18 protein-coding genes are annotated in these 20,257 nt (G+C 67.1%); 2 read left to right on the forward strand and 16 right to left on the reverse strand.

Annotated features, from left to right (window positions below; genetic code table 11):
• Positions 1-11 precede the first annotated feature (11 nt).
• From VH571_RS08725 to VH571_RS08795, 15 genes are all read right to left on the reverse strand, one after another.
• Complete coding sequence (locus VH571_RS08725; RefSeq protein ID WP_423264187.1) at positions 12-1,085, reverse strand: 3-isopropylmalate dehydrogenase; 1,074 nt, start codon at positions 1,083-1,085, stop codon at positions 12-14.
• A 129-nt stretch (positions 1,086-1,214) separates the two neighbouring features.
• A complete protein-coding gene (gene serA / locus VH571_RS08730) occupies positions 1,215-2,804 on the reverse strand; it encodes a phosphoglycerate dehydrogenase (RefSeq protein WP_423264189.1) in 1,590 nt (529 codons plus the stop codon).
• Between the two features lie 453 nt (positions 2,805-3,257).
• Positions 3,258-3,659: a hypothetical protein gene (locus VH571_RS08735; RefSeq protein WP_423264190.1), complete on the reverse strand. Its 402-nt coding sequence runs from the start codon at positions 3,657-3,659 to the stop codon at positions 3,258-3,260.
• On the reverse strand, positions 3,656-4,150 hold the full coding sequence (locus VH571_RS08740; protein ID WP_423264191.1) for a hypothetical protein: 495 nt from the start codon (positions 4,148-4,150) through the stop codon (positions 3,656-3,658). Before VH571_RS08740 ends, VH571_RS08735 begins: the two co-directional genes overlap by 4 nt.
• Positions 4,147-5,319: a mannitol-1-phosphate 5-dehydrogenase gene (locus VH571_RS08745; RefSeq protein ID WP_423264193.1), complete on the reverse strand. Its 1,173-nt coding sequence runs from the start codon at positions 5,317-5,319 to the stop codon at positions 4,147-4,149. The genes VH571_RS08740 and VH571_RS08745 overlap by 4 nt, the downstream gene beginning before the upstream one ends.
• A gap of 123 nt (positions 5,320-5,442) precedes the next feature.
• Positions 5,443-6,468: a ketol-acid reductoisomerase gene (ilvC, locus tag VH571_RS08750; RefSeq protein WP_055958915.1), complete on the reverse strand. Its 1,026-nt coding sequence runs from the start codon at positions 6,466-6,468 to the stop codon at positions 5,443-5,445.
• A 79-nt stretch (positions 6,469-6,547) separates the two neighbouring features.
• Positions 6,548-7,054, reverse strand: a complete 507-nt coding sequence (ilvN, locus tag VH571_RS08755; RefSeq protein WP_055958918.1) for an acetolactate synthase small subunit — start codon at positions 7,052-7,054, stop codon at positions 6,548-6,550.
• Positions 7,051-8,913: an acetolactate synthase large subunit gene (locus tag VH571_RS08760; protein WP_423264195.1), complete on the reverse strand. Its 1,863-nt coding sequence runs from the start codon at positions 8,911-8,913 to the stop codon at positions 7,051-7,053. Before VH571_RS08760 ends, ilvN begins: the two co-directional genes overlap by 4 nt.
• Positions 8,914-8,987: 74 nt before the next feature.
• Positions 8,988-10,742 (reverse strand): dihydroxy-acid dehydratase, encoded by a 1,755-nt coding sequence (gene ilvD / locus VH571_RS08765; RefSeq protein WP_423264196.1) that lies wholly within the window; start codon positions 10,740-10,742, stop codon positions 8,988-8,990.
• Positions 10,743-10,752: 10 nt separating this feature from the next.
• Positions 10,753-11,559, reverse strand: a complete 807-nt coding sequence (locus VH571_RS08770; protein ID WP_423264197.1) for a hypothetical protein — start codon at positions 11,557-11,559, stop codon at positions 10,753-10,755.
• A 52-nt stretch (positions 11,560-11,611) separates the two neighbouring features.
• Entirely contained in the window at positions 11,612-11,908 is a 297-nt protein-coding gene (locus VH571_RS08775; RefSeq protein ID WP_423264198.1) for a HigA family addiction module antitoxin, read from the reverse strand.
• Between the two features lie 40 nt (positions 11,909-11,948).
• Positions 11,949-12,230: a type II toxin-antitoxin system RelE/ParE family toxin gene (locus VH571_RS08780; RefSeq protein WP_055958926.1), complete on the reverse strand. Its 282-nt coding sequence runs from the start codon at positions 12,228-12,230 to the stop codon at positions 11,949-11,951.
• Between the two features lie 223 nt (positions 12,231-12,453).
• Complete coding sequence (gene otsB / locus VH571_RS08785; RefSeq protein WP_423264199.1) at positions 12,454-13,272, reverse strand: trehalose-phosphatase; 819 nt, start codon at positions 13,270-13,272, stop codon at positions 12,454-12,456.
• A complete protein-coding gene (locus tag VH571_RS08790) occupies positions 13,269-14,837 on the reverse strand; it encodes an alpha,alpha-trehalose-phosphate synthase (UDP-forming) (protein ID WP_423264200.1) in 1,569 nt (522 codons plus the stop codon). Before VH571_RS08790 ends, otsB begins: the two co-directional genes overlap by 4 nt.
• Positions 14,838-15,117: 280 nt before the next feature.
• Positions 15,118-15,891, reverse strand: a complete 774-nt coding sequence (locus VH571_RS08795; RefSeq protein ID WP_423264201.1) for a fructosamine kinase family protein — start codon at positions 15,889-15,891, stop codon at positions 15,118-15,120.
• A 213-nt stretch (positions 15,892-16,104) separates the two neighbouring features.
• Between VH571_RS08795 and VH571_RS08800 the strand changes: the two genes are divergently transcribed.
• Positions 16,105-17,073, forward strand: coding sequence for a magnesium transporter CorA family protein (locus VH571_RS08800; RefSeq protein WP_055958937.1), 969 nt, complete (start codon positions 16,105-16,107; stop codon positions 17,071-17,073).
• A gap of 52 nt (positions 17,074-17,125) precedes the next feature.
• Positions 17,126-17,956 carry a sugar phosphate isomerase/epimerase family protein gene (locus VH571_RS08805; protein ID WP_423264202.1) on the forward strand — a complete coding sequence of 277 codons (831 nt, stop codon included), beginning with the start codon at positions 17,126-17,128 and terminating at the stop codon, positions 17,954-17,956.
• Positions 17,957-18,064: 108 nt separating this feature from the next.
• Here VH571_RS08805 and VH571_RS08810 read toward each other — a convergent pair whose 3' ends face one another.
• Positions 18,065-20,197 carry an Ig-like domain repeat protein gene (locus VH571_RS08810; protein WP_423264203.1) on the reverse strand — a complete coding sequence of 711 codons (2,133 nt, stop codon included), beginning with the start codon at positions 20,195-20,197 and terminating at the stop codon, positions 18,065-18,067.
• Positions 20,198-20,257: the final 60 nt, after the last annotated feature.

The following is a 20,257-nucleotide window of genomic DNA, read 5'->3' on the forward strand; positions in this document are numbered from 1 at the left end:
GTGGTTGCCACCTATCGGGATGAAGAAGTGAGGCTCACGGCGGCGGCGATTGCGTCGCCGATCTCGGCCGTGGTGCGGGGTGACCCAGCAGTGCGGTCAGCAATGTCGCTCTCGACCGCCGCGGTGACCCGGGCCGACTCGGTTTCGAGACCGAGGTGGTCGAGCAGGAGTGCCGTCGAGAGGATCGCAGCCGTGGGATCGGCCTTCTGCTGGCCGGCGATGTCGGGAGCGGAACCGTGCACCGGCTCGAACATGCTGGGGAAGGCGCCGTCGGGGTTGATGTTGCCCGAGGCTGCCAGGCCGATGCCGCCGCTGATCGCGCCGGCCAGATCGGTGAGAATGTCGCCGAAGAGGTTGTCTGTGACGATGACGTCGAACCTAGCAGGATCTGCAACGAGGTGGATCGTCGCAGCGTCGACGTGCTGGTAGTCGACTGCCACACCGGGGTATTCGGCGGAGACGGCGTCGACGGTGCGCTGCCAGAGCGAACCCGAGAAGACGAGCACGTTGGTCTTGTGCACGAGAGTCAGCCGATGAGCTGGGCGCTTCTGTGCCAGCTCGAACGCGTAACGGACGACGCGCTCGACGCCGTAGGCCGTGTTGACGCTGACCTCGTTGGCGATCTCGTGGGGAGTGCCCGTGCGGAGTGACCCGCCGTTGCCGACGTACGGGCCCTCGGTGCCCTCGCGGACGACGACGAAATCGACCTCGCCTGGCGCCGATAGCGGCGACGGCACGCCGGGGTAGACCTTGGTCGGACGCAGGTTGACATAGTGGTCGAGCGCGAAGCGCAGCTTGAGCAGCAGCCCCCGCTCGATGATGCCGCCCTTGAGGGCGGGGTCGCGCGGATCTCCGCCGACGGCGCCCAGCAGAATCGCGTCGTGCCCTGCGATGGCGGCGAGATCGTCGTCGGTGAGGATGTCGCCGGTGGCCTTGAAGCGCGCCGCACCAAGGGAGAACTCGGTCACGTCGAACTCTGTCTCGCCTCCGAGAGTCGCGGCCCGCAGCACCTTGAGCGCCTCCGCGACGACCTCTGGGCCGATGCCATCGCCCGGAATGCTTGCCAGACGGACCGTGCGACTCATGCGTTCTCCTGTCGAATCGACGCCGCGACTTCCGCGGCCGGGATCGGATTCCAGCTTACCGAGACGGCCGACACCCGAGGAGCGTTCTCCACAGGGTGCCGGCCGCGGTTCAGCAGGTCGGATGCGGCGTCAGAGGGTGACGTCGATCTCTTGCAGCACGTCGGCGTCGATTGCGCGACGGACCTTCTCCAGCAGCCCCTCGGGCGCCGGGCTGTCGATGGTGAGCACGCTCAGCGCGACTCCCCCGGGCGACGTCCGCGCGATCTGCATGCCGGCGATGTTGATGCCCGCCTCGCCGAACTCCTTGCCGTAGACGGCGACGATGCCGGGCCGGTCGGTGTAGAGCATCACGATGTGGTGGGCCGCGATGGGCACCTCGACGTCGTAGCCGTTGATCTCGACGATCTTCTCGACCTGCTTCGTGCCGGTCAGAGTGCCCGAAACTGAGATCTGGCGGCCGTCGGACAGCGCGCCGCGAATCGTGATGATGTTGCGGTACTCCTCCGAAACCGAGTCGGTGAGGAGGCGCACCGTCACGCCCCGCTGCTCGGCAAGGATCGGCGCGTTGACGTAGCTCACGGTCTCTTGCACGGCATCGGAGAAGACCCCCTTGAGCGCTGCGAGCTTGTAGACGCTGACGTCGAACTCCGTGAGGTCGCCGTGCACCTCGACGTCGATCGAGGTGAGCGGGCTGTCGGCGAGGCCGGCGAAGACCTGGCCGAGCTTCTCGACCAGCGGGATGCCGGGGCGGACGTACTCGTCGATCACTCCCCCGGCGACATTGACCGCGTCGGGCACGAGTTCACCGCCGAGAGCCAACCGAACGGAACGAGCGACCGAGACGCCGGCCTTCTCCTGCGCCTCGTCAGTGGAGGCGCCGAGGTGCGGCGTGACGATCACGTTGTCGAGGCCGAGCAGGTCGTGGTTCGTGGGTGGCTCCGAGACGAAGACGTCGAGGCCGGCCCCGGCGATGGTGTCACTGGTGAGCGCCTCGTAGAGCGCCTCTTCGTCAATCAAGCCGCCGCGAGCCACGTTGACGATGAAGGCGGTCGGCTTCATCTTCGCGAGCTGCTCGGTCGAGATCATGCCGGTGGTCTCGGGCGTCTTCGGCATGTGGATCGTGATGAAGTCGCTGGTCTCGAGCAGTTCGTCGAGGGTCAGCAGGGTCACGCCCAGCTGCTGCGCGCGCGTCGGCGTGATGTAGGGGTCGAAAGCGACGACGTTCATGCCGAAGGCCTGGAGGCGAGCGGTGATGAGCGCGCCGATGCGGCCGAGGCCGATGATGCCGACGGTCTTCTCGAACAGCTCGACGCCGGTGTATTTCGAGCGCTTCCACTGCCCCTGGGCAAGAGCGCTGTGAGCGGCCGGGATGTAGCGGGCGAGGCTCAGGATGTGCCCGACGGTCAGCTCGGCGGCCGAGATGATGTTCGATGTCGGAGCGTTGACCACCATGACGCCCGCGTTCGTCGCGGCCTTGATGTCGACGTTGTCGAGGCCAACCCCGGCGCGCGCGACGACCTGCAGGTTCGGGGCGGCGGCGATCGCCTCGGCGTCGACCTTCGTGGCCGAGCGCACGAGGATCGCGTTCGCGTCCGATAGCGCCGAGAGCAGCGCGGGTCGATCGGTGCCGTCGACGGTGCGCACGTCGAAGTCAGGCCCGAGGGCATCGACGGTGGCGGGTGACAGTTCTTCGGCAATCAGCACGATCGGCTTGGCCACGAGGAGTCCTAACGCTTGCGGAGTGGAAGTCGTTCCACCCTAGCCACGGGGCCACGAGGATCCGGGCCACCCGACCCCGGCACGACGCCATTCCTGGGAATCCGCAGTGCATGCCCAGCGTGGCCGGACCATATTCGCCACCGCCATTTCAAAGGGATCTCCGCCGTTCTGTGCCGTGCACCTGTTCAGGCGAGCCGTCGGCCGCGAGTCTCTTGGATCGCGACGACCGCCGTGGCCGGGGCGCCTCGGATCCTGACTTCTGGTGCGAGGCGCAGCATGGAGCTCCTGAATTCAGGAGGGAGGTGGGGTTACTCCGGAGTTCAGGATCCGACCGGGAGGCGGGTCCTGCAGAGGCAACGTAAGAGGACGCTCAACCTGAATAGGCACACGTGCACCTGAACTCAGGAAGCGCGCACCCGCGCTTAGAGCCAGTGCAACCTGATCTCAGGAGCGTCAGAGCACGGACGACGCCCGAAAGACGTAGCTCGTCAGGCTGACCGTCAGCGCGCAGACCCCGGCATACGCGACGACGAAGAACACGATCCGAGCCCGCAGGCCGCGACCCCGACCCAGCCACCACGCCGCACCCCACCCGAGCACCGGCAGGAGCAGGGTCGCGATGAGCGCGGGCCACGGCGTCGATTTGGCGAGCTCGCTGGCACCGTTCTGCGTGACGAACGACCGGTACTGGTCGAAGAGCGCCGGCACTTGGATGAGGTTGCCTACCGCTGCCCAGACACTCCAGGCGAAGATCAGCGCGGTGACGGTGAGCAGGATCGCCAAGCCGACGAAGCCGGGCGAGGCTTCTTCAGTGGGCTGGACTTCGAGAGCGTCGGTGTCGGTGGTGCTGCTCACAGGAGGTTTCCGATCACAAAGGGCCACGGAACGAGGATCACGACGGCCGCGATGAACGACAGAATCCTGGTGCGCGATCGAGTCGTCGGGACTAGCCACACGGTCGCGGCGAACCAGATGGCCGGTGCGGCGACGGCCAGCCAGGTGCCGAGGCGCCACATCACCGCGGCGAGGGTGCTGTCGAACGACGGCTGGACGCTGCCGACACCGCGAAGCCAGGCCACCGTGTAGAGCAGCAGAAAAGCACCGAAGACTCCGTGTGCCACGAGCATGCCCGACGAGAGCACACCCTCGGGCAGTTCGTCGTCGTCATCTCCGTCGTCGAATTCGTCATCGGGGGCGGTAGCCGCACGGGAACCCACGGGGCCCTCGACGTAGCTTTTATCGCTCGACGTGCCCCAGCTCAGCGCCTCGTCGTCGGAGTCGACCGAGTCGGAGTCGACCGGCTCGGACTCGACCGGCTCAGAGCCCACCTGGTCGGGGCGGCTCATGCGGGAACCCTCGCCGCGACCCGGTCGGCCACCGCGTCGACGAGAGCGGGAAAGAGCGGATGGCCGGGGTACACGCCGGTCAGGGTCTCGGCGAGAAGCGGAGCACCGGCACCCGAGCGGAGCAGCGACTGCAGCTCTCGGCTTTCGACGTCGTCGGGCACGTCGAAGTCGAGCGCCGCTCGGACAGCGCGCACCAGTGCATCGAACGGAAGCCCTCGCTCGGCGAGCTGAGCCGCGGGCCCGACGAGCCGCTCGTGACGGCTGACCTTGCTGAGGGGGTTGCGGCCGACACGCCCGGTCGTATCGGGCAGGTGCGGGTCGGCGATGCGCTCGAGGTTCCGATCGATGTACGCCTGCTGCTCGGCCGGATCGAGGCCGTACTTCGCGACGAGCAGCGTCTTCGTCTCGGCCAGCACCGAGAGCACCTCGGAGTGCACGTCGGGCGCAGCCAGAGCCTCACGGATGCTGGCGATCCCGTGCGACCAGCCGTAGTAGGCGGCCGCAGCGTGAGCCGTGTTGACGGTGAAGAGCTTGCGTTCGATGAACGGCCCGAGGTCGTCGACCCAGGTGACGCCGTCGATCGTCGGGTGCTCGGCGTCACCGAACGCCCCCCGATCGACGATCCATTCGGCGAACGACTCGATGGTGACGTCGAGGCCCGGAGTCTGCTCGGGCACGATGCGGTCGATCTCGCAGTTCGCGAAAACCGCCCGCTCGCGGACCAACTGCTCGCCGTGGTCGTGGATCCGACCCACGACGGCGGCGAGGGTGGACGAGGCGCCGATGGCGGTCTCGCAGGCGATCACGGTGAGCGGGGGCAGGTGCGCGGGGCGCTGAGCGAGACCGCGGGCGAGGAGCGATGCCAGGGAGGGCAGGATCCTCGGCCCCACCGAAGTCGTCACGATGTCGGCTGTTGAAATCTCGTGCACGACCCCGGCCTCGTCGAGCCGGTTGTCGATCGCGCGGTAACCGCTGACCGTGGTGGTGTTATCGGAGTTGCCGCCGATGGCGTGGACGTCGTACGAGGGGGTCGAGTTGAGAGTGCGGACCAGTTCGGTGTTGACGTCAGCGAAGACGACCTCGTACCCACTGGCCTGGAGGTACTGGCCGATGAATCCGCGGCCGATGTTTCCGGCGCCGAAGTGGACGGCTTTCTTGCTCACAACCATCCTTCGATCATCGCACGGGTGAGGCGCAGCGAAACGACACCGCCTTCGGCCGAAGATACCGGTGATCTCCGGTGTCTCGGCCCGAAAGCGGTGTCGTTTCTGTCACAACTGACTGGGAAGGGACTAGCGCGCTGCGGAACCGTCGACGTAGTCGGAGTCTTGCTGCTTCCAGGCGAACAGGGCACGGAGCTCCTGGCCGGTGGCCTCGATCGGGTGCTCCTCGCCCTTCTTGCGGAGCGACTTGAACTCAGGGGCACCGGCGTCTTGGTCGTCGATGAAGCGCTTCGCGAAGGCACCCGACTGGATGTCGGCGAGAACGGCCTTCATGTTGTCTTTCACGTCGGGAGTGATCACACGGGGGCCCGAGACGTAGTCGCCGTACTCGGCCGTGTCGGAGACCGACCAGCGCTGCTTGGCGAGGCCGCCCTCCCAGATGAGGTCGACGATGAGCTTCAGCTCGTGCAGCACCTCGAAGTAGGCGATCTGCGGCTGGTAGCCCGCCTCGGTGAGGGTCTCGAAACCGTACTGGATGAGCTGCGAGGTGCCACCGCAGAGGACGGCCTGTTCGCCGAAGAGGTCGGTCTCGGTCTCTTCGGTGAAGGTGGTCTTGATGCCGCCGGCGCGAAGGCCGCCGATGCCCTTGGAGTACGACCAGGCGAGATCCCAGGCGGAGCCGGTGGCGTCTTCTTCGACGGCGACGATCACGGGGACGCCGCGGCCGGCCTCGAACTCACGGCGGACGGTGTGACCCGGGCCCTTGGGGGCGACGAGAACGACGTCGATGCCCTCGGGAGCTTCGATGTAGCCGAAGCGGATGTTGAAGCCGTGGCCGAAGACGAGCGCGTTGCCGGCCTCGATGTTCGGTGCGATGTCGTCTTTGTAGACGTGGCGCTGCACCTGGTCGGGCGCGAGGATCACGATGACGTCGCCCCACTTGGACGCCGCGTCGGGAGTGAGCACCTGGAATCCGGCCTCTTCGGCCTTGGCGCGGCTCTTCGAGCCCTCCTTCAGACCGATGACGACCTCGACGCCGGAGTCGCGGAGGTTCAGCGCGTGCGCGTGACCCTGCGAGCCGTAGCCGATGACAGCGACCTTCTTGCCCTGGATGATCGAGAGGTCGGCATCTTTGTCGTAGACGATTTCAGTCACGTTCGTGGTTCTCCTTGTGTTGGGTGAAGCAGTTCTAGTTCGAGAAGATCTGGTCTGGTTCGAGAACAGCTGGGTACTGCTAGTTCTTGAACACGCGGTCGGTGATGCTCTTGGCACCGCGACCGATCGCGAGCAGGCCCGACTGCGAGATCTCTTTGATCCCGTAGGGCTCGAGCACGCGGAGCAAAGCCGTCGTCTTGCCGGTGTCGCCGGTGACCTCGATCACCAGGGCGTCGGTCGACACATCGACCACGCTGGCGCGGAAGAGATTGACGGCCTCGAGCACCTGGGAGCGAGAGTTGTTGTCGACGCGCACCTTGATCAGCATGTGCTCGCGCTGAACCGACTGCGAGTAGTCGAGCTCGACGATCTTGATGACGTTGATCAGCTTGTTGAGCTGCTTCGTGACCTGCTCGAGCGGGAGCTCCTCGACGTCGACGACGACCGTGATGCGGCTGAGGCCGGGGATCTCGCTCTTGCCGACGGCAAGGCTCTCGATGTTGAAGCCGCGACGGGCGAACAGCCCCGCGACACGAGTCAGCAGACCCGGCTTGTCTTCGACGAGCAGCGAAAGGACGTGGCTCATGCGTGCTCTCCTGTCATGTCGCCGTCGCGGGTGGTGTCGGACGCACTGGTGCCCGGCGCCTCGTCGTCCCACTCGGGGGCGAGTTCGCGCGCGTGCTGGATCTCGGAGTTCGAGACGCCCTGCGGAACCATGGGCCAGACCATGGCGTCGCGGCTCACGACGAAGTCGATCACGACCGGGCGGTCGTTGGTGGCGAGAGCGAGCTGGATCGCCGCGTCGATCTCGTCTTCGCGGGTGACCCGGATGCCGAGCGCACCGTAGGCGTCGGCCAGCTTGACGAAGTCGGGGACCATCCTGGTCTCGTGGCCGGTGTTCAGGTCGGTGAACGAGTGGCGACCCTCGTAGAAGAGCGTCTGCCACTGTCGCACCATGCCGAGCGACGAGTTGTTGATGATCGCGACCTTGATCGGGATGTCGTTGATGACGCAGGTGGCTAGCTCCTGATTGGTCATCTGGAAGCAGCCGTCGCCGTCGATCGCCCAGACGACGCGGTCGGGCTGGCCGACCTTGGCGCCCATCGCGGCGGGCACCGAGTAACCCATCGTGCCGGCGCCGCCCGAGTTGAGCCAGGCGTGCGGGCGCTCGTACTCGATGAACTGGGCGGCCCACATCTGGTGCTGACCGACGCCCGAGGCGTAGACAGCCTCGGGGCCGGAAAGCTGACCGATGCGCTGGATGACCTTCTGCGGAGAGAGGAGGCCGTCGTCGGGTTCGGTGTAGCCCAGCGGGAACTGCTCGCGAAGCAAGTTGAGGCGCGTCCACCACGCGGAGATGTCTGGCTGGCCGCCCGAGGTCGCGTCGGCGAAGGCCGCCATGAGGTCGATGATGACCTCGCGGGCGTCGCCCACGATCGGCACGTCGGCGATACGGATCTTCGAGATTTCGGCGGGGTCGATGTCGACGTGGACGACCTTGGCGTTCGGCGCGAACAGGTCGGCCTTGCCGGTGACGCGATCGTCGAACCGAGCACCCAGAGCCACGATCAGATCGCTCTCCTGGAGCCCGAGGACGGCGGGCACGGTGCCGTGCATTCCGGGCATGCCGAGGTGCTGCTGGTGGGTGTCGGGGAAAGCTCCCCGCGCCATGAGGGTCGTGACGACGGGGGCACCGGTGGCCTCGACGAGCGTCTTGAGCTCGGCGGACGCACCGGAGCGGATCACGCCTCCCCCGACGTAGAAGACTGGCTGCTTGGCCTCGGCCAGCATCTGGGCAGCCGCGGTGATCTGCTTGCCGTGCGCCTTCGTGATCGGGCGGTAGCCGGGCAGGTCGACCGACTCGGGCCAGACGAACGGCGCCTTGAGCTGCTGGGCGTCTTTGGTGATGTCGACGAGCACCGGGCCGGGACGGCCGGTCGAGGCGATCTGGTACGCGGCCGCGAGGGTCGCCGGGATGTCTTCCGGCTTGGTCACGAGGAACGAGTGCTTCGTGATCGGCATCGTGATGCCCACGATGTCGGCCTCCTGGAAGGCGTCCGTTCCCATCAGGGTCGAGAACACCTGACCGGTGATGGCGAGGAGCGGCACCGAGTCCATGTAGGCGTCGGCGATCGCCGTCACCAGGTTCGTCGCACCGGGGCCGGAGGTCGCGATCGCGACGCCCACCCGACCAGAGGCCGAGGCATAGCCCTCGGCGGCGTGGCCGGCGCCCTGTTCGTGGCGCACGAGGATGTGTCGGATCGTCGTCGAGGCCATCAGCTCGTCGTAGAACGGGATGATCGCCCCACCGGGCAGACCGAAGACGTCGGTGACGCCGAGCTTCTCGAGCGAGCGGAGGATCGCGCCCGAACCGGTCAGGATCTCGGGGCCGGCCGGACGCGTGCGCGCCGGGGCCGTGGGCAGGGGGCTGATTTCTGGAGGCATCGGTGCCGATTCCTTGGGAGCTGGTGATTAACGAGAGGCTGCCCGCCCGGGCAGTGTCAGGCGACGACGGGGCGTCAGTAGGTGACGGCGCCCTCTGCTGCGGATCTCACCTGGCGTGCGTACTTGGCAAGGACCCCCCGGGTATACACGGGAGGCAGAGGCGCCCAGCCGTCACGGCGGGCTTCTAGCTCTGCTGCATCGACGAGTAGGTCGAGCGAACGAGCTGCGATATCGACCCGAATCAGATCACCATCGCGCACGAATGCGATCGGACCGGAGTCGACCGCTTCGGGTGCTATGTGGCCGATGCACAGGCCGGTTGTGCCGCCTGAGAATCGTCCGTCCGTCAACAGTAGTACATCTTTGCCGAGCCCAGCGCCCTTGATCGCGGCCGTGATGGCGAGCATCTCGCGCATACCGGGGCCGCCCTTCGGACCCTCGTAGCGGATGATCACCACGTCTCCCTTGGCGATACGCCCCTCGGTGAGGGCGTCCATCGCGGCACGCTCCCGCTCGAAGACACGAGCTGGGCCCTCGAACACCTCGGCGTCGAACCCGGCAGTCTTGACGACGGCGCCCTCGGGAGCCAGGGATCCGCTGAGCACCGTGAGCCCGCCGGTCGGGTGGATCGGGTTGTCGAGGGTGCGGAGCACCTCGCCGTCGAGCGGCTTCGGCTTGATGTCTGCCAGGTTCTCGGCCACGGTCTTGCCGGTGACGGTGAGGCAGTCGCCGTGCAGCAGACCGGCGTCGAGCAGTGCCTTCATGACGACGGGCACGCCACCGTGGCGGTCGACGTCGTTCATGACGTATTTGCCGAAGGGCTTGAGGTCGCCGATGTGAGGCACCTTGTCGCCGATGCGGTTGAAGTCGTCGATGGTCAGCTCGACCTCGGCCTCGTAGGCGATCGCAAGCAGGTGGAGAACGACGTTGGTCGAGCCGCCGAATGCCATGGCAACGGCGATCGCGTTCTCGAAGGCGTCTTTGGTGAGGATGTCGCGCGCCGTGATGCCCTTCTTGAGCATGTTGACCACGGCCTCGCCCGAGCGGTGGGCGAAGTAGTCGCGGCGACGATCGGCGGAGGGCGGCGAAGCGGATCCTGGAAGCGACATACCGAGGGCTTCGGCGACCGAAGCCATGGTGTTGGCCGTGTACATACCGCCGCAGGCGCCCTCGCCCGGCGCGATCGCGCACTCGATGGCATAGAGGTCTTCCTCCGAGATAGTGCCGGCCTTCGCCGCGCCCACTGCCTCGAACGAGTCGATGATCGTCACGTCTTTCTCGGTGCCGTCGCTCAGCTTGACCCAGCCGGGGGCGATCGATCCGGCGTAGAGGAACACGCTGGCGAGGTCGAGACGCGCCGCAGCCATGAGCATGCCGGGGAGCGATTTGTCGCAGCCGGCGAGCATGACCGATCCGTCGAGACGCTCGGCCATCATCACGGTCTCGACGCTGTCGGCGATGACCTCGCGCGAGACGAGCGAGAAATGCATGCCCTCGTGGCCCATGGCGATGCCGTCCGAGACGGAGATCGTGCCGAACTGCAGCGGGTAGCCGCCGCCCGAGTGGACGCCCTCTTTGGCACCCTGGGCGAGACGGTTGAGCGACAGGTTGCAGGGCGTGATCTCGTTCCACGACGACGCGATGCCGATCTGCGGTTTCTCCCAGTCGGCGTCGCCCATTCCGACCGCGCGGAGCATTCCGCGCGACGTGGTGGCTTCGATACCGTCGGTGACGTCTCTGCTGCGGGGCTTGATGTCGATAGGGGCCGCGTCGGTAGCTGCCGCGTCGACGCCGTCGTCAGAAGCCCTGGCCGTGAAGTTCTCAGACATGTCGCTCAGTTTAGGGCTTCGTCGAGGGCGCAGCGGACCGGACGACGATGGCGCCTGAAGTCGTGTCGAGGGTGACGTGGGTGCTTGCCTGCGGCGTGGCCGAGAGGTCGCCGGACTCCGGCGATTTCTGCCCGGCGGGGAACGGCGAGACCTCGAGTATCCCGGCGGAGATGTTCCACCGCGCAGAGATCGAGGCGCCACCGGCCGTGACCAGATCGAGGCGCACGCCCGTCGCCGCAGCCTGGGCCCTGGGCGTGCACGAGCTGGCTCCGCGCGTGGATCCGACGCTCATGACGAGGCAGTACGACCGATCGGTGCCCCGGGCGACCCAGATGCCGGCCCCACCGTCGGACTGCCCCCACTGCGCCAAGACGCGCCGCGTGCTCGACGCGTCGATGCGGGGCAGGGTCACGTCGGGGACGTCGCCTTTCGTCTGCACCTGATCGAAGTACTCGTCTCCGAGGGTCTCGGCGACGGCACCGTCGACCCCGGCCACTCGCTGATCGGCGCTCGACACAGGGGTGCCGGGACTGTCGCCGCTGCCCGCGGCACGGATCGACTGCGACACGCCGACCCCGATCAGGGCGGCGGCAATCACGGCCACCACTCCCCCGGCCAGCCAGGCGCGAGCGGGGCGGGCCCGAGGCTCGTGTTGCCCTCCGGCGTCGCTTTCGGCGGGGGCGAGCGCAGGATCCTGGGCTGCCCGCTTCGTCACGGACGCGCCGGCGAGCAGACGGTTCAGCTCCGCGACATCGGCCGGGTCAGGCGTCGCTTGGCCGTAGACCCGGCGCTCGAGGTCACGACGACGATCGTCCATGGGTCGATTGTGCGCTTTTGCGGGCTGTTCCGGGGGCTACCCCGAGGATTGTTCAGGGCCCGACGAGGGAGACGATGCCGACGAGTTCGTCGCGGTGCAACTCGGTCGCGATGTCGAGGTCGTATCTCGTCTGGAGGTTCAGCCAGAAGCGTGCCGTGGTGCCAAGGGCCCTTCCGAGGCGGAGGGCCGTGTCGGGAGTGATGCCGCGCGTGCCGTGGACGATCTCGTTGATGCGGCGGGGCGGGACCCCAACCGTCTTCGCGAGACGGTACTGGCTGATCTTGAGGGGTGCCAGGAACTCCTCCAGGAGAATTTCTCCCGGGTGGATGGGTGCGTGGATCTCGGTCATCGCTCGCTCCTCGGCTCGATGTCGTGACGGGTTGGTTTCATCAGTGGTAGTCCGTTATCTCAACGTCGCCCGGCCCCTGGTCGCTCCAGACGAAGCAGATGCGGTATTGGTCGTTGATCCGGATGCTGTGCTGGCCGGCTCGATCGCCTCTCAGTTGCTCGAGCCGGTTGCCGGGCGGCACTCGCAGGTCGTTGAGGAGCTCTGCGGCATCGAGCATCAGCAGCTTTCGGTGGGCAATCCTTTGAAGATCAGGGCCGAGTCGCGCTGCCCGGACGCGACGCCAGACCCGCTCGGTCTCGGTCGTGGAGAAGGATTGGATCACGTCTCAATAGTAACGTTTGGCGTTATGAGGGTCAAGATTTTCGAGGGCGGCCGCTACCGGGCCTGCCGCAGTGCGAGATTGGCCGAATAGGGCCCTGAGGCCGTCTAAGACCCCCAGTTCGGCACTCTCGGCGAGAGAGGCGAAGCCGCCGCGACAGCAGACAGCCGACAGCCGACAGCCGACGATGGACGCCCGCGGCGTCCGGCGAGGCGGGCGGGGGGGGCTAGGAGCGGCCCAGATGCGCGCGCAGCTCGGCGAGATCGGCCAGCACGTGAGCCACAGCGGCCGGATCGGGTACCCGGTAGCCCGCCGCGGTCTCGCCGGGGCCGCACTTGAGGCCGAAGTCGATGGCCGTCAGAGCGCGGAATCCGTCTTCGTCGGTCACGTCGTCGCCCGCGAAGAAGATCGCCGTTGCACCCGTCATTTCGCGGAGTCGATCGAGGCCGTCGCCCTTGGAGGCACTGCGAACCGCGAATTCGAGCACGTTCTTGCCCGCCCGCTCGGTGGCGCCGGCGGCCGTCTCGGCGACGCGACGCCGAGCCTCTCGCTCGACGGTGGCAGTGACCTCGGCGTCGGCGAGCCGGGTGTGCAGAGCGAACCCGGCGGGCTTCTCTTCGACGTGGACCTCGTCGAAGGGAGCGGCGACCTCGGTGAGGATCGTCTGGAGCTCGGCCCGGAGCGCCTGCTCGTCGTCGTCGAGCCCGACCTCGGCATCGCCGCCGATGCGGTACTCCACCCCGTGCGAGCCCACCAGCAAGATCGAGTCGGGCGCCTCCGAGACCTCGATCAGGCTGTCGAGAGCACGACCGGAGACGAGCGCGACGTGCGTCTCGGGCAGTCCGGCCAGACGCAACATGGCCTCGTGCGCCTCGGGAAGAGCACGCGCGTGGAGCGGCGCATCGACCTCGGGAGCAAGGGTGCCGTCGAAGTCGAGCGCGACCAGGAGGCGCGGGGCCGTCGCGAGAATGCCGAGGGCATCAGCGAAAGCGGTGTCGGAGGATTCGGCCGGGGTCGAAGCGGCGCCCGGTGTCACGGCGCTCATGCTGCGGGCTCCGACGAGGCCGAGCCGTCGGTCGATGCGGCATCGTTCGACGCCACCTCGGTTCCCTTCGGTGGAGCGGCGACGCGATGGCCGGGCCGCACATCGGCCAGCGCCTCCAAGAACTTCGCCGACCACGCCGCGACGTCGTTGTCGAGCACACGGCGGCGGAGGGCGCGCATACGCGTGACCCGGTCGCGCTTCGGCATCTCGATGGCGCGCATGATCGTGTTCTTGAGGCCGCCGATGTCGTGCGGGTTGATCAGCAACGCACTTCGCAGCTCGTCGGCCGCACCGGCGAACTCGCTCAAGATGAGCACACCGTCGTTGTCGTGGCGCACAGCGACGTACTCCTTGGCGACGAGGTTCATGCCGTCGCGAAGGGCCGTGACGAGCATGATGTCGGCCGCGAGATAGAGCGCGACCATCTCTTCGCGGGGGTAGCCGTGGTGGTGGTAGCTGATGGCGGTGTGGCTCATCGTCGCGAAGTCGCCGTTGATGCGCCCCACGGTCAGCTCGATCTCGTCGCGGAGCTCCATGTAAGCAGCCACCCGCTCACGGCTCGGTGAGGCCACCTGCACGAGGGTGGCGTCTTCGACATCCAGACGGCCGTCGTGGAGGAGCTCGCCGAACGCCTTCATACGGTGGCGGATGCCCTTGGTGTAGTCGAGGCGGTCGACGCCCAGGATCACCGTCTTGGGGTTGCCGAGACCCTCGCGGATCTCCCGCGCCCGAGCCTGGATATCGGGGCGCCGCGACAGCGCCTCGTAGCCCGCGGAGTCGATCGAGATCGGGAACTGCTTGGCCAGCACCCGGCGCACCTTCTTGCCGCGTCGCTCGAGAGGGGCCGACTCGTCGTCGACCGGCACGTCGATGTAGGGGCGGGTGGTCGCGTAGCCGAGGAGGTGACGAACCGACCGGGAGAAGTTCGAGGCGTCGTCGGCGCGCTGGAACCCGATCACATCGGCCCCGAGCAGGCCGGTCAGGATCGCCTCGCGCCAGGGCAGCTGCGAGAAGATGCCGAGGGGAGGGAACGGGATGTGGTTGAAGAAGCCGATGGTCAGATCGGGGCGCAGTTCGCGGAGGTACTGCGGCACGAGCTGAAGCTGGTAATCCTGCACCCAGACGACACCACCCTGCTCGGCGACCTCGGCGGCACGCTGGGCGAAGCGTCGGTTGACCTTGACGTACGACTCCCACCAGACGCGGTGGTAGGTCGGCGCCGAGATGACGTCGTGGTAGAGCGGCCAGAGGGTGTCGTTGCTGAATCCCTCGTAGTAGCGCTCGACCTCTTCGGCGCTGAGAGGCACCGGCACGACGTTGATGCCGTCGTTCTCGAAAGGCTCGAACTCGAGGTCGGGCTTGCCGGCCCAGCCGATCCAGGCGCCGTCGTTGACGCGCATGACGGGCTCCAGCGCGGTGACGAGCCCGCCCGGGGAGTGCTCCCACTTCACGTCGCCGTTCTCGTCGATGGTGTGGTCGACGGGAAGGCGGTTCGAGACGACGACGAAACCGTAGGTCTCGCCGGTGGTCGGCTCAGTGGCGGGGTGTTCGGCCTGGTCAGACATGGTGAAGAGGTGCTCCGCTCGATCTCTCGGGGGCTTCGCCCCGGGCGCTCAAAGGCTATCAGCGGGTCGAACCGGTCGGTTCAGCGTCGTTGCGAAGCTGGGCTCGGCGTCGTCGCGGCGCCAATTTGAGAGTGAATGGGGTGGGCCGCCTCACCCGTGACTGCCGCACGGAGGTGCGGCGCGCGGATCGCTCCGAAATTCGCGCAGGATCCGACGGGACGAGCCCCACAGGACGCCGCACGGGCGGGCGCGCAGGATCCGACGGGCCGAGCCCCGCAGGCTACGAGAGCAGGTCGAGGGTCGCGTCGGCGGCTCGGGCCAGCGCCACCCCGTAGCTCCGGCCGTGCCCGGCCGCGTGCACCGCGAGCGGGTGCAGCTGGTGCAGCGGCACCCGCTCCTGCCAGCCCGCACGAAGCGGCGCGGCATCGTCGTACGCCGCGAGGAGGTCGTCGAGGAACGGGCACCCGAAGAGCGCGAGCATCGCCAGATCGGTCTCACGGTGGCCGCCGTGCGCCGCAGGATCGATGAGGACGACGCCGCCGCCGGCCGAGAAGAGCACGTTGCCGGCCCAGAGGTCGCCGTGGAGCCTTGCGGGCGCCTCGCCGTCATCGAACGCTCCGTTTGAGATCGCGTCGCAGGTGTCTCGGATCCTGCGCTCTTCGGTCTCGGTGATGGTTCCGGCTTTGACGGCGATCTCGACGTAGGGCAGGACGCGCTGCTGCGCGTAGAAGACGCCCCAGGTCGGCTTCGGGTCGGTTCGCATCGGGCGGCTGCCGATGAAGGTGGGGCCACTCCAGCCGGTGGGTGGTGCGCCGAAGGCGGCGGCTCCGGCGGCGTGCGTGACGGCGAGTGCGGTGCCGAAGGCGCGCGCCGCGTCGACAGTGGGCCGCGACTCGTGAATCTCTTCGAGGGCGATGCGCCCGGGTGCGACCTCGTCGACGCCCACGACGCGCGCTCCCCCGTCGGCGGTGGCTTCGGCGAGCCACTCGAGCCCCGCCGCCTCGACCTCGAAGAAGCCGTCGGGTGCGTCGGGCCGGGTCTTGACAAAGCTCATCGCTTCAGTCTGCCCCGCGTCAGTGCCCGAACGCCGCCCGGATGGCGGTGAAGACGCAGAGGCCGGGGAGATGCCCGACCCGAGGAGTGCGTCCTGCACATCGTTAATTTGAGAGCGATCGGCGGCGGCGTCCTCACCCGTTACTGCCGTGCAGGGGTGCGTCGACAGGATCGCTCTCAAATTCGCACCGCAGCGCCGGGCTACGATCGCGGAATGCACCGCACCCGCGCCTACCGCGCCGGCGAACTCGTCGGCGAAGACTTCGCCATCGACGACGTCAGCGACTACCTCGAATCCGACGACTGCATGATCTGGGTCGACTTCGTGAATCCGACGAAGGCCGACATCGACAAGGTCGGCGACGAGATGAACCTGCACGAGCTCGCGATCGAGGACGCCCTCGAGCCCAGCCAGCGACCGAAGCTCGACCGGTACGAGAATTTCCTGTTCGCGGTGATGTACAACGTCGCCTTCGATCAGGACTCGGGCACCATGGCGACGCACGAGGTCAAGGCGTTCATCACCAAGCGGGCGATGGTCACGATCCACGACGAGGGATTCGACGCAACGCAGCTGATGAAGACCTGGGACGACAACAAGGATCTCTCGTCGAAAGGCGTGGCCTTTCTCGTCTGGGGGCTCCTCGACCGCATCGTCGACAACCAGTACGACACGGCCGATGCCCTCGACGACGCGATCGACGGGCTCGAGGAGAACCTCTTCGACATCAAGCAGCAGACGATGGAGATCCAGCGCCGGTCGTTCGCCCTGCGCAAGAGCCTCGTGACGCTGCGCCGCGTCGTGAACCCGATGCGCGAGATCCTGAACACCCTGCTGCGGCGCGACGACACCAAGTTCGCCCCCGACATGGGCCCGTACTTCCAAGACGTCTACGACCACGTGCTGCGGGTGATCGAACAGACCGACAGCCTGCGTGACCTCGTGTCGACGATCCTCGACACGAACCTGAGCATCCAGAGCAATCGCATGAACCTGGTGATGAAGAAGGTGACGAGCTGGGCCGCGATCATCGCGGTGCCCACGGCCATCACGGGGTACTTCGGCCAGAACGTGCCGTTCCCCGGTTTCGGGCACGAGGGCGGCGTGATCTTTTCCAGCATCGCTATCGTCGCGGTCTCGCTGACGCTGTATGCCTCGTTCAAGCGGCGAGACTGGCTGTAACAAGCCACGTAGCGTTCACTGATACGCCACATGCACGATCTACCGTGGCGGCATGATCCGCGTCGGCATGAGCACCTCCTGCGCTTTCCCTCTCGGCCTGGCCGAAGCCTTCTCGTTGTCGCGCGAGGTCGGGTTCGACGGCGTCGAGATCATGGTCACGAACGATCCGGCGACGCACCGCGCGTCTCGGATCCTTGAGCTCTCTCGCGAGACGGGGCAACCGGTCCTCTCGATCCATGCACCCGTGCTGCTGCTCACGCACTTCGTCTGGGGCCGCGACCAGCGAGTCAAGCTCGAGCGGTCAGCCGAACTCGCCCGCGAAGTGGGTGCCTCGACGGTCGTCGTGCACCCGCCGTTCCGCTGGCAGCAGGGCTACGCCGAGGAATTCCTCGACGTCGTACGAGCGGTTGCCTGCCGCTACGAAGTCACCGTCGCCGTCGAGAACATGTTCCCGTGGAAGATCGCGGGTCGGTCGATGAAGATGTACGCGCCCGGCTGGGATCCGAGCCTGATGGACTGCGACGCCGCCACCCTCGACTTCTCGCACGCCTCGCTGTCGGGCCGAGACTCGCTCGAGCTGGCCCGGGCCCTCGACGGGCGTCTCCGCCATGTGCACCTCTGCGATGGCTCGCGCGTCTCGGACGACGGCGGCATTTTCGACGAGCACCTCGTACCCGGCCGCGGCAAAGAGCCGGTCGCCGCCGTGCTCCGCGAGTTGGCGGCACGGGACTGGTCGGGATCCATCATCGCCGAGGTGAACACCAAGAAGGCAGGATCCGACACGGTCCGGCTTGCACTGCTCCGCGAGACGCTGGCATTCGCTCGCGTAGCCCTGCAGGAAGGCCGCGCGGCTGCCGCCCCGCGCGTCGAGCTCGCGCGCTAGTCGCGCCTTCTTTTCGCGCACTGGCAAGTGCACGAAAACGGCCCCCGAACCTTGGTTCGGGGGCCGTTTCTGCACTCTCGGCGACTCAGCGCCGTCGTGCCATTCGGGCTACTTGACCGTCACCGACAGCGTGGAGCTGGTGCTGGAGGCGATCTTGGGCGTCGCCGAGAAGACGACGTGCAGCTTGTGCGTGCCCTTCTTCAGCGAGACCGTTGCCGACCCGGTGCCGGACGCGATCGTGACCTTCTTGATCGACGTCGTGCCGTCCTTGATCGTCGCGGTGCCGCCGACCGTGAGGCCGGACGCCTTGACCGAGACGGTGACCTTCTTGGCCGAGTACTTCAGGGTCGTGGTCGAGGGAGCTTTGGTGACCGTAACCGCCGTCCTCTTCGACGCCGAGTCGGATCCTGAGTATTCCGAGTCGTTCGCGAACGACGCCGTGATGGCGTGGCTGCCGATCGCGAAGGTCTTCGGGAGCGTGAGGGTGGCCTTGCCGTTTGTCGCGGTCGCCGTGCCGAGCTTCGTGGTGCCCTCGAAGAAGGTGACCTCGCCGCCCTGCGTGCCGATTCCGCCCGAGATGGTCGCGGTGACAGTCACCGGCGAAGCCGAGCCGTAGGCCTGCGACGACTTCGAGACGCTCACCGTGGTGGTGGTCGTCGGAAGCGCTCCGAGAAGCGTGAAGCTATCGACGAGCGAGCCGATTGCAGCCGGGTCGGCGGTGGCCGTCGGCTGGAGCGTGACGCCGCAGTTCGAGACCTTGCCGTTGACGACGGCCGAGTTCGGAGCGGAGCAGTCACCGGCGCGGACGGTGTCGACCTTGAGCTTCGAATCGGTGACCGACACCTTCGTGTAGGTGCGGACGTGCTCCTGGTTCTCGACCGAGTTGGCCCAGTGGCGCTTGCCGGTGGGGTCGAGCGGGTCGGCTCCGTAGCCACCCTGGGTGGCGTCGGGCGTGGTGAGGTCGTAGTACTTCGAGCCGGAGGCCGAGTTGGCAGTCACGTAGATGACTCCGCCGGGGCCGGCGAAGACCTCGGGGGCTGCGGGCTGCTCGGCCTTGTTCGCCTTCTTGCCGTTCTTGATGGCGTAGCTGCGCGAGTAGCTGTGGTCGTGGCCCTGGAGCACGACGTCGACGCCGAGATCCGAGAAGGCCTTCGTGAAGTCGAAGCGACGCTGCTGGTTGTCGGTGTCGTTCGCGTGGTCGGCCGGCGAGTAGATCGAGTGGTGGTAGACGAGCGCGGTCCACTTCGCGTCGTCGCCATAGCGGTTGATGACGTCGCGGACGTAGCTCACGTGCTGAGCGTCGGAGCCGCCCGAGTACGCGTTCGAGTTGATGTCGATGAACAGGACGCCCTTGTACATGTACCAGTAGTCGCCGCCCGAGGTCGTCGTCGTCGCGCCGCCCGGGTAGAAGTCCGGCACCTTGAGCGAGTTCGGCACCTTGTTGTGCTGCTCGTACGACTTGCCGCCCACGTCGTGGTTGCCGATCGTCGAAGCCCAGGGGTACTGCTTCAGGATGGACGAGCTGTCGGCGAAGGCGCCCCACTCGTACTCGTTGTTGGCGTGCTCGATCTGGTCGCCGCCCGAGACGAGGAGCTCGGCGTTCGGCGTGTTCGTGGTGGCGTAGTTGAGCGTCGCAGCCCAGCCGGCGCCGTCGTCGTCGGTGAAGCCCGAGGAGCCGATCTGCGGGTCGCCGAAGAACAGGAAGTCGAAGTCACCCGAGAAGCTCTTCGTCGTGAACGTGTACGACGTCGACCAGGCGCTGCCGTCCGCCGCGCCGACGCGGTAGGTGTAGCTGGTGTTCGGCTGCAGGTCGGAGATCGTCGCGTGCGCGTTGATGTAGCCCGACTCCGCGGTGATGCCGGGGATCGACTTCGTGTTCGAGTCGGTGGTGCTCGTGTCGACAGCCGTGTTCAGCGCCTTGCTGGCGGCGATGGTCTGCGCGGCGGGAGTGAAGGCGCCGCCGGTCATCTCGCTGGTCTTCTGAATCACGAGCGACTGGTCGACGTTCGTCGGGAAGTACCAGGAGGCGATGCGCTGGCTCTCAGTTGCGCCGACGCCGAGCAGAATGTGGATCGGCGCGCCAGTGGCCGAGATGTTGCTGGTGGGGGTGTTCGTGGCGGCTTCCGCCTGGCTGGTGCCGACGAAGGAGGCGCCGGCGAGCAGCGCTGCCCCGAGGAACACCCCGCCGACACGGAGTGAGGTCGATCTGCGCCGGCTGGCGGCGACTGTGGTGAAGCTCATGCGTATGGTCCGTTTCTCGTGATCAGAGGAGGTCATGCACGAAAGACTTTGCCGAAGCCG

The organism is Frondihabitans sp. 4ASC-45, assembly GCF_049472575.1.
Classification (GTDB): domain Bacteria; phylum Actinomycetota; class Actinomycetes; order Actinomycetales; family Microbacteriaceae; genus Frondihabitans.